The organism is Sphingomonas sp. (assembly GCF_042096255.1).
GTDB lineage: Bacteria > Pseudomonadota > Alphaproteobacteria > Sphingomonadales > Sphingomonadaceae > Sphingomonas.
Map to the genome: position 1 here is coordinate 19,373 of NZ_JBELLZ010000040.1, position 9,477 is coordinate 28,849.

A 9,477-nucleotide genomic window follows, 5' to 3' on the forward strand; every position below is an offset into this window, starting at 1 on the left:
TCTAGGCGGGCGGGACGGGATTTCGGCTGAGAAAAGTCTCAGGAACCTCTCGTCCTTGTGGGCGGCTCAGCGCGCGTCGACGCGAGGGAGGTATCGCTGCTCGAGCGCGGGGTAGAGGTGCGCGACCGACCGTTCCAGCTCGTAGCGCGCGACCTTGACCGCCGCGAAGCGCGGGGGGATCGGCTGGGCGCCCGCTTCCACCATGTCGAGCCCGGCCTTCGCCGCCGCGGTCAGGGCGCCGTCGAGCCAGTCGAGCCAGTCGCGGGTCTGGCGGATCGCGGTCGCCGGCGTGGGATCGACCGGGCCGTGTCCCGGGACGACGACGCGGTGGTCGAGCGCCTCCAGCGTCGACAAGGCGGCCCGCCAGCGGGGAAGGTCGGCGTGCGGAGTCGAGGGCGCCCGGTCGTGGAACACGAGGTCGCCGGCGATCAGCACCCCCGTCGCGGGATCGAGGATCGCGAGGTCGCTGGCGCTGTGGCCTGCGAGCGGGAGCATCCGCAGGGTCCGCCCGCCGACCACCTCCTCCGCTGCGGTCACGGCATGGCCGGGCAGGTGGAGTTCGGTGCCGCGCATCCAGTCGCCGAGCAGGCGGTACATGCCGTCGGAGAAGCCGGAGCCTTCGCTCCGGAGCTCGGCGGTCAGCGCGGGCGTGGCGGCGATCAGCGGCGGTGCGAACGCCGCGTCGCCGTAGGTGTGATCGGGGTGGAGGTGGGTCAGGTACACCCGCGCGACCGGCTTGCCGGTCAGGGCTTTGGCGAGCGCCGCCAGCGCCTCGCCGTAGCGGAGCGAGGGGCCGGCATCGACCAGCACCGCGCCCGCGTCGGTCGCGATCACGGCGACGTTGGCGATCGCGCCGCCGTTGTCGCGCGCGATCGGCGCATCGGCGCCGCGGACCACCCAAAGGCCGTCGCCGACCTTCTCGGGCGCGAGACGGTAGCGGAGCGCCTGCCCCAGCGCCGGGGTCGCGGCGCTTGCGATCACGCCGCCGATCAGGGTGCGACGCGAGATCACCCGCGATCGTCGAGCGTGCCGCGATACTCGATCCCGTTGGTATCGCGCGCGTGGAACGCCACGGTCTCACCCGCGCGGACGCGCGGCATCATCGTGAGCACCGGGTCCTCGGACACCGCAGCCTGCATCTTCACCTCGCCGAGCGAGCGCCCGCCCGCACCGGCCAGGGTCAGGTCGTCGAGGTAGTAGCTGGAGATGTTGTCGACGAAGCCGGTGTCCATCGGGTGGCGGAAGGCGAGTGTCACGCGTGCTGATGCGCCCCGCCGCCACACGCCGCCGCGGACTTCGCCCAGATGCTGCGCCCAGTCGCCCTTGACCCGGCTGACTGGCGGGGCCGAGCAGCCACCGCCGGCGGCGTCGATCCACCCGCCCGAGACGAGCCAGGAGCCGTCGCCGAGCTGGACGGCGCCGCGCACGGGGGTTCGCTGGTCGAGCTTGACCCGCACCGCGACGAACGCCTCCGAGTCGCCCAGCCGGTAGTCGATCGGCAGCTGGATGGGGTTGAGGTCGACCAGGATGACGATGCGACGAACGTCGGGGATGCCGCGCGCGTCGACCTGGACCGGAAACACCCGCTGGTTCTCGGCGATGGCGGGAAAGGTCACCTTGACCCGCGCGTCGAAGCGGACGCGCGCGTCCCGGCCGAACGCCTGGTCGGAGACGAACTCCCACATCGGCGAGCCGAGCGGATCGGACGGCAGCGGCTCGGCGACGGCGGGCGTCGCGAGCACGGCGAAAGCGGCGGCCAGGAGCATCCTCATCCCAAAGTCGGCTAGGCGCTGCGCGCGCTCGCGACCATGACACCTTGGTCGTATGATGCGGATGTTCCCCGGCCCCCTCCTGATCCTCGCGCTCGCCGCAGCTGCGCCCGACGGCCTGTTCGACGAGGCGACCGGCTACCGGCTCGCGATGTACCGCGCCGTGGTGCCGGAGGCGCCGCCGGGAGTGAGGCGGATCGACGCGGCGGCGGTGGCGCGGCTCGTCGATGCGCGCCGGGCGCTCTTGATCGACGTCGTTCCGGCGGAGGGCGGCGTCCGTCGGCCCGACGGCAGCTGGCGGCTGGCGCGCGAGGAGCTCGGCATCCCCGGCACGGCTTGGTTTCCCGAGGCCGGGCGCGGGCGGATCGATCCCGCGATCGAGGCCTGGTTCCTCCGCGGCGTCGCGCGATTGTCGGCGCGACACGCCGGCCAGCCGATCGTGGTCTTCTGTCTGGCGGATTGCTGGATGAGCTGGAACGCGGCGCTGCGGCTCCACCGCGCCGGCCATGCCGACGTCCGCTGGTTCGCCGAGGGCGCCGACGGCTGGCGCGATCTCGGCCGGCCGCTAAAGCCCATGACCCCGTACAAGGAACCTTGATGACCCATCGCCCCCTCGTCGCGCTGCTGCTGCTCGGCACCGCCACTCCGGCCTTCGCGCAGGAGCAGGCGGACGTGATCGTCACCGGTCGCGGGCTCGCCGCGCGTCCCGGCGACAAGGCGGCGGACGTGGTGACGATCGACGCCGCGCGCATCGCCGAGAACGCGAGCGACCGGCTGGAGAGCGTGCTCGCAGACGTTGCGGGCTTGCAGCAGTTCCGCCGCTCCGATTCGCGCTCGGCCAACCCGACCAGCCAGGGGATCTCGCTGCGCGGGATCGGCGGCAACGCGTCGAGCCGCGCGCTTCTGATCCTCGACGGGGTGCCGCAGGCGGATCCGTTCGGCGGCTGGGTCCCATTCCCCGCCTACGCCACCGACCGGATCGGGCTGATCCGGGTCACGCGCGGTGGCGGGAGCGGCTACTTCGGCCCAGGCGCGCTTGCCGGCACGGTGGAGCTGGAGAGCGCCGCGCCGGGCGCGCGCGACCCGCTGCTGGCGAGCGTCGCCTACGGCAGCCGCGACTCGGTCGACGCGCAGGCGTCGGCGACGCTGGCGCGCGGGGTTGGTTTCGCCACCGTTTCCGCCGCCTACGCCCGCGGCGACGGCTTCACCCCGACCGCACCGGAGGACCGCGGGCCGGTCGACCGGCCCGCGCCGTACGAGCAGGCGTCCGGGGCTGTGCGGGGGGTGATCGCGCTCGGCGGCGCGACCGAGCTCCAGGCGAACGTCTCCGCCTTCACCGACGAGCGGGATCGGGGCACCGACTTCACCGCCAACCAAAGCGAAGGGGCCGACGCCAGCCTGCGCCTGGTCGGGCGCGGCGACTGGGGCTATCAGCTGCTCGGCTATCTCCAGACCCGCGCCTTCGCCTCGCAGTTCGCGAGCATCGACGCGGCGCGGACGACCGCGACCGAGACGCTCGACCAGTACAACACGCCCGCGACCGGGCTCGGCGCGCGCTTCGAGGTGTCGCCGCCGCTCGGCACCGGCTTCGACCTGCGGCTCGGCGGCGACGTCCGCGCGGTGAGCGGGCGGACGCAGGAACTCTACACCTACGTCGCTGGCGCGCCGACCCGGCGGCGGGTGGCGGGCGGGACGACGCGGACGGTGGGCGCGTTCGCCGACGGCTCGGCCGAGCTCGGCAAGGTCACGCTGACGCTCGGCGGTCGGCTCGACTGGTGGCGGATCGCCGACGGCAAGCTGCGCGAGACGACGATCGCGACCGGCGCCTTCCTGACCAACACGGCCTTCGCCGATCGCGACGGAACGGAGGCGACCGGGCGTGCCGGGGTCGCCTGGTCGCCGGTGTCGGCGGTGACGTTGCGCGCCACGGGCTATCGCGGCTGGCGGCTGCCGACGCTTAACGAGCTGTACCGTCCGTTCCGCGTCGGCGCGGACGCGACCGCCGCTAACGCCGCGCTCTCCCCCGAGCGGCTGACCGGAGTCGACGGCGGAGTGACGCTGACCCCGCTGCCCGGCACGTCGCTGGCCGCGACGGTGTTCTGGAACCGGCTGGAGGACGCGATCTCGAACGTCACCGCCGGCCAGGGGCCCGGAACGTTCCCCGGCGTCGGCTTCGTCAGCGGCGTGTACCGGGTCCGCCAGAACCTCGACGCGATCCGCTCCACGGGCATCGAGATCGACGCGCGCTACGCGACCGGCCCGGTGTTCGCGCAAGGATCGTGGAGCCACGTGAACCCGCGGGTCGAGGCGTCGGGCGCGGCGGCGGCGCTCGACGGGCTGCGTCCGGCGCAGACCCCACGCGACCTGGCGTCCGCGACGATCGGCTGGCGCAAGGGCTCGGTGGTGGTCTCGACCACGCTGCGCTATTCCGCGGGCCAGTTCGACGACGACCAGAACACCAGGCGGCTCGCCGCCGCGACGACGCTCGACGGCTACCTCGCGCTGCCCCTCACTCGTGCCCTCGCGATCGAGGCGCGGGGCGAGAACCTGTTCGACGAGCGGGTCGAGGCGGGGATCAGCGGCGCTGGGATCACCGAACTGGCGACCCCGCGGACGCTGTGGATCGGCCTACGGCTGCGCGGGTGACCAAGCCGCCGCCCACCGTCAGGCGACGGCGAGCGCGGTGGGCGTCGGCAGCGTGTTGGTGAAGTTCGAAACGTCGCCGAACACCGTCGCCGCATCGGTCGAGCCGAGCGCAGCGGCGCGCGCGTCCGCGTCGCGGAAGCTCAGCACCGCCACCGCGAGGTGCGGCGTGCCCTCGCTTTCCGGGAAGTAGCCGGTCGCCGCGACCAGCCCGTAGCGTCCGAACGTCTCGCGCACGAGCGGCAGGTGCGTCGCCGCGTAATAGTCGCGGTCGAAGGTCGCCCCTGCGTCGGCGGGGTAGGTCACCATCAGGGCGGCGGGCATGGCATCCTCCTATCTGGCCTGCGCGAGCAGCGGTGTCATCCGGCGCTGGGCGAAGGGCGGCAGCTTGACCGCCTTCGCAGCGGCCAGATTGGACGACGGACCGTTGCCGACCTGGACCAGCGCGATCATCCCCATCGAATAGTGCGGCAGGCACTTGATGCCGTAGACGCCCGGCGTCTTCACCGGCAGCACGAACTCCTTGTTCATCTGCCCCTTCGACGGCGCGACCCCGGCGGGCAGCATGGTCGGGATCGTCTCGGCGTTGTGGCTGGGATCGGTGGGGACGAAATGGACCACGTCGCCCGGCTGCGCCTTCACGAAGGCCGGCTCGAACACCATGGAGCCGCCCGCCCCCTGGTTCTTCATCTTGACCACGATGTCCTTGGCGAGCGCCGGGGTCGCGGCGGTCAGCGCGACCGCGAGAATGCACGCGAGCTTGAGCATGAAAGTCCTCTCCGGGAAAATGGGGCGCGCACCCGGCGCCATCCCTGCTGGGAAAAGCCGGACGGGCGGCGCGGTGCAATTGACCCTTGGTGCAATGGCGCGGGCGGCACGGCCGCGCGACAGTCCGCCGGAATGATCCGGGGCGCCGGATCGAGTGCCTTGGAGACGGTCATGTTGCAGCAGGCGTTGGACGAGCTGAAGGGTCAGATCGCGATCCGCTCGAAGTACGACAATTACATCGGCGGCGAGTGGGTCGCGCCGGTCAAGGGGCAGTATTTCGACAATCCCTCGCCGGTGACCGGCAAGACCGTGTGCTCGGTCGCCCGCGGCACCGCCGAGGACATAGAGCTCGCGCTCGACGCGGCGCACAAGGCGAAGGACGCCTGGGGCAAGACCAGCCAGGCCGAGCGCGCCGTCATCCTCAACAAGATCGCCGATCGAATGGAGGAGAAGCTCGACCTGCTTGCGCTCGTCGAGACGATCGACAACGGCAAGCCGATCCGCGAGACCACCAACGCCGACATCCCGCTGGCGATCGATCACTTCCGCTACTTCGCCGGCTGCGTCCGCGCGCAGGAAGGCAGCATCGCCGAGATCGATCACGACACGGTCGCCTACCATTACCATGAGCCGCTGGGGGTGGTCGGCCAGATCATTCCCTGGAACTTCCCGATCCTGATGGCCGTGTGGAAGCTCGCGCCCGCGCTCGGCGCCGGCAATTGCGTGGTGCTCAAGCCCGCCGAGCAGACGCCAATGTCGATCATGGTGCTGATGGACGTGATCGGCGACTTGCTGCCGCCCGGCGTGCTCAACGTCGTCAACGGCTTCGGCGTCGAGGCGGGCAAGCCGCTCGCGCAGAACAAGCGCATCGCCAAGATCGCCTTCACCGGGGAAACCACCACCGGCCGGCTCATCATGCAGTATGCGACCGAGAACCTGATCCCGGTGACGCTGGAACTCGGTGGCAAGAGCCCGAACATCTTCTTCGCCGACGTGATGGCCGCGGACGACGAGTTTCTCGACAAGGCGCTCGAAGGGTTTGCGATGTTCGCGCTCAACCAGGGCGAGGTCTGCACCTGTCCGAGCCGCGTGCTGATCCAGGAATCGATCTACGACAAGTTCATGGAGCGCGCGGTCGCGCGGGTGAAGTCGATCAAGATGGGCTCGCCGCTCGATCCCGGCACGATGATCGGCGCGCAGGCCTCGAACGATCAGCTCGAGAAGATCCTCAGCTACATCGACATCGGCAAGGCCGAGGGCGCCAAGGTGCTGGCCGGCGGCGAGCGTGCGCGGCACGACGGCGAGTTCGCCGAAGGCTATTACGTCGAGCCGACGATCCTCGAGGGCCACAACAGGATGCGCGTCTTCCAGGAGGAGATCTTCGGCCCCGTCGTGGCGGTGACGACCTTCAAGGACGAGGCCGATGCCCTCGCGATCGCCAACGACACGCTCTACGGGCTCGGCGCGGGGGTCTGGTCGCGCAACGGCACGACTGCCTATCGCATGGGCCGCGGCATCCAGGCCGGGCGGGTGTGGACCAACTGCTACCACCTCTATCCCGCGCACGCCGCGTTCGGCGGGTACAAGCAGTCCGGCATCGGGCGCGAGAACCACAAGATGATGCTCGACCATTACCAGCAGACCAAGAACCTGCTGGTCAGCTATTCGCCCAAGGCGCTCGGCTTCTTCTGATCCTCCGGCCGCGGGGCGCCTTCCCCTTCTCTCAGCTCCCGCGGCTTGCGGCGGATCGCTTCTCTGGCGATCCGCCGCCTTTCTCTTCCGGAGCCGGCATGACGACACCCGCACGCATCCTCTCCACCCCCGAAGCCGACGCGCTGATGGCGCGGCTCGCGGCGCGTCACGGCGCGCTGATGTTCCACCAGTCGGGCGGGTGCTGCGACGGTTCGGCGCCGATGTGCTATCCCGCGGGCGAGTTCCGCGTCGGCGGGCAGGACGTGCTGCTCGGCCTTGTCGGCGGCGCCGGCGACATCCCCGTCTGGATCGGCGCCGCGCAGTTCGACTATTGGCGACATACCCAGGTGACGATCGACGTCGTGCCGGGCCGTGGCGCGGGATTCTCGCTCGAAGGACCAGAGGGCTTCCGCTTCATCGTGCGCAGCCGCGTCTTCACCGACGACGAGGCGACGGCGCTGGCGGCCGCGGGCGAGCCGACGCGCGGCGAATAACCGTGACGATCGAAGCGCCGGCTGGCATGATGGCTCCGGTGAACGGCCTCGATCTCCTGCGCGTCGGCGCGACGCGTGAACAGGACGCCGAACTCGCGATCCGCGACCTGTTCGGCCAACTCGACGTTCCGACGTTGTCCGGGCTGATCCTGTTCTGCTCCAGCCGCTATCCGCTCGATGCGCTCGCCGCCTCCATCGCGTCGCGCAGCGATGGCCTGACGATCGTGGGCTGCACGTCGTCTGGCGAGTTGACGCCGGAGGGGATCGACGAGGGAACGATCACCGCCATCGGCTTTCCCGCCAGCGCGTTCCGCCTCGCGGCCACCTGCTGCCTCGACCTCGACAAGTTCGACGCGGGCGACGCGCAGCAGCGGGTGCGGACGATGGTCGCCGACGCGCAGGAAGCGACGCGGGCGTTCGCCGCCACCGTCCACCACGCGGCGATCTTCCTGGTCGACGGGCTGTCGCACCGCGAGGAGATGCTGACGCTGACCATCCAGGACGCGCTCGGCGAGGTGCCGCTGATCGGCGGCTCGTCGGGCGACGGGCTCGATTTCCGCGAGACGTTCGTCTTCCACGACGGGGCGTTCCGGCGCGACGCGGCCGTGATCGCCATCCTGTCCGCCGCGCGCCCGATGAAGGCGTTCCGCGCACAACATTATCATCCCGGCCGCACCAAGATGGTGATCACCGCCGCGGACACCGCCGCTCGGATCGTCCACGAGATCAACGCCGAGCCGGCGGCGGCCGAGTACGCCCGACTCTGCGGCGTCAGCGAGGACGACCTCGGGCTCGCGGTGTTCGCGACGCATCCGCCGATGGTTCGCGCGGGCGGGGAATATTACGTCCGCTCGATCCAGTCGGTGAATCGCGACCGCAGCCTGACCTTCTACTGCGCCATCGACGAGGGCATCGTGCTGACGCTCGGCGAGGCCGGGGACATCATGGCCGGCCTGGAGCAATTGTTCGACGGGCTCGACGCCTCGGTCGGCGGGATCGACCGGGTGCTCGGGTTCGACTGCGTGCTCAACGCGGTCGAGGTCGAGCAACGCCAGCTCCGCGCCACGATCTCGAAGCTGTTCGCGGCGCGCGGCGTGGTCGGGTTCAACACCTATGGCGAGCAGTTCCGCGCGCTCCACGTCAACCAGACCTTTACCGGGCTGGCGATCGGGCGACCGTGCTGACGACCGAGCCGTGCGCCGAGAGCCGGGTCGCCGAGCTGGAGCGCCGAATCGCCAAGCTCGAGCGCATCAACGCCGCGCTGATGGACCGGGTCGAGCGCTCGACCGACCTTCAGGGAACCGCTTTCTCCGCTTTCGAGACTGCGATCGCGCTCGAAGCCAAGGTTCGCGAGCGGACCGCCGATCTCGAGCGCGCGCTCGACGAGCTCGCCGCCAGCAATGCCGCGCTGGCGCACGCGCGCGATGCCGCGGACGCCGCACGGCGGCGGTTAGGCGACGCGATCGAGGCGCTCGACGAAGGGTTCGCGATCTTCGACGCCGATGACCGGCTGGTGCTGTTCAACCGCACCTACCTGTCGCTGTGGCCCCAGATCGCGGATCGGATCGTGCCGGGCATCTCGTTCGAGGAGATCGTGGACGCGGTCGGGGCGAGCCAGGCGACGCTCGGCGCGCTGATCGCACCCGATCGCTGGGTGTCCGAACGGGTCAGCCAGCACCAGATCGCCGCCAGTGGCCAGGTGATCGCGCTCGCCGACGGGCGCTGGATCCAGATCAACGAGCAGCGGACGAGCGATGGCGGCGTGGTCGGCGTCTACACCGACATCACCGACATCAAAGCGGAGGACGCCCGCCAGCGCGCGCGCGAACTCGCGGAGCGGGCGGTGGTGCTTCAGGGCACGCTCGACGCGATGCCCCAGGGCGTGTGCGTGTTCGCGCCCGATCGGACACTGCTGGCGTGGAACGACCCGTTGCTGCGCCTGCTCGACTTGCCGAGCGTGCAGGCGCGCGCGCGGATCGCCGATCACGCCGCGCTGGTCGATTGGTGCCGCGAGCGCCTTCCTCGCGCCGATGCCGCCGATACGCTCGGCTGGATCGACGAGGCGGACGCCGCCGTCGAGATTGTCGCGGTGCGCCGGCTAGCCGGTGGCC

Annotated in this window: 10 protein-coding genes; 6 read left to right on the plus strand and 4 right to left on the minus strand. The window is 70.9% G+C overall.

What is annotated here, in order from left to right; genetic code table 11:
* Window positions 1–66: 66 nt before the first annotated feature.
* Together ACFDTH_RS09365 and ACFDTH_RS09370 are read right to left on the minus strand one after the other, a co-directional pair.
* Window positions 67–1,011, minus strand: coding sequence for a quinoprotein relay system zinc metallohydrolase 1 (locus ACFDTH_RS09365; protein WP_375287267.1), 945 nt, complete (start codon window positions 1,009–1,011; stop codon window positions 67–69).
* The gene (locus tag ACFDTH_RS09370) at window positions 1,008–1,772 is read right to left on the minus strand and encodes a quinoprotein dehydrogenase-associated SoxYZ-like carrier (protein WP_375287268.1); all 765 of its coding nucleotides are present in this window, start codon (window positions 1,770–1,772) and stop codon (window positions 1,008–1,010) included. The genes ACFDTH_RS09365 and ACFDTH_RS09370 overlap by 4 nt, the downstream gene beginning before the upstream one ends.
* Before the next feature lie 55 nt (window positions 1,773–1,827).
* Between ACFDTH_RS09370 and ACFDTH_RS09375 the strand changes: the two genes are divergently transcribed.
* A complete protein-coding gene (locus ACFDTH_RS09375; protein ID WP_375287276.1) occupies window positions 1,828–2,367 on the plus strand; it encodes a rhodanese in 540 nt (179 codons plus the stop codon).
* Complete coding sequence (locus ACFDTH_RS09380; RefSeq protein ID WP_375287269.1) at window positions 2,367–4,415, plus strand: TonB-dependent receptor; 2,049 nt, start codon at window positions 2,367–2,369, stop codon at window positions 4,413–4,415. Before ACFDTH_RS09375 ends, ACFDTH_RS09380 begins: the two co-directional genes overlap by 1 nt.
* An 18-nt stretch (window positions 4,416–4,433) precedes the next feature.
* Here ACFDTH_RS09380 and ACFDTH_RS09385 read toward each other — a convergent pair whose 3' ends face one another.
* Both ACFDTH_RS09385 and ACFDTH_RS09390 read right to left on the minus strand, forming a co-directional pair.
* Complete coding sequence (locus tag ACFDTH_RS09385) at window positions 4,434–4,736, minus strand: EthD family reductase (protein ID WP_375287270.1); 303 nt, start codon at window positions 4,734–4,736, stop codon at window positions 4,434–4,436.
* Window positions 4,737–4,745: 9 nt separating this feature from the next.
* Window positions 4,746–5,180 carry a pseudoazurin gene (locus ACFDTH_RS09390; RefSeq protein WP_375287271.1) on the minus strand — a complete coding sequence of 145 codons (435 nt, stop codon included), beginning with the start codon at window positions 5,178–5,180 and terminating at the stop codon, window positions 4,746–4,748.
* A gap of 171 nt (window positions 5,181–5,351) precedes the next feature.
* Between ACFDTH_RS09390 and adh the strand changes: the two genes are divergently transcribed.
* The 4 genes from adh to ACFDTH_RS09410 all read left to right on the plus strand — a co-directional run.
* Window positions 5,352–6,872, plus strand: coding sequence for an aldehyde dehydrogenase (adh, locus tag ACFDTH_RS09395; RefSeq protein ID WP_375287272.1), 1,521 nt, complete (start codon window positions 5,352–5,354; stop codon window positions 6,870–6,872).
* Window positions 6,873–6,970: 98 nt separating this feature from the next.
* Window positions 6,971–7,366: a DUF779 domain-containing protein gene (locus tag ACFDTH_RS09400; RefSeq protein ID WP_375287273.1), complete on the plus strand. Its 396-nt coding sequence runs from the start codon at window positions 6,971–6,973 to the stop codon at window positions 7,364–7,366.
* A gap of 29 nt (window positions 7,367–7,395) precedes the next feature.
* A complete protein-coding gene (locus tag ACFDTH_RS09405) occupies window positions 7,396–8,550 on the plus strand; it encodes an FIST N-terminal domain-containing protein (RefSeq protein ID WP_375287277.1) in 1,155 nt (384 codons plus the stop codon).
* Window positions 8,544–9,477, plus strand: a 934-nt coding sequence (locus ACFDTH_RS09410; RefSeq protein ID WP_375287274.1) for a PAS-domain containing protein, incomplete at its 3' end; no start/stop codon positions are given. The genes ACFDTH_RS09405 and ACFDTH_RS09410, both read left to right, overlap by 7 nt.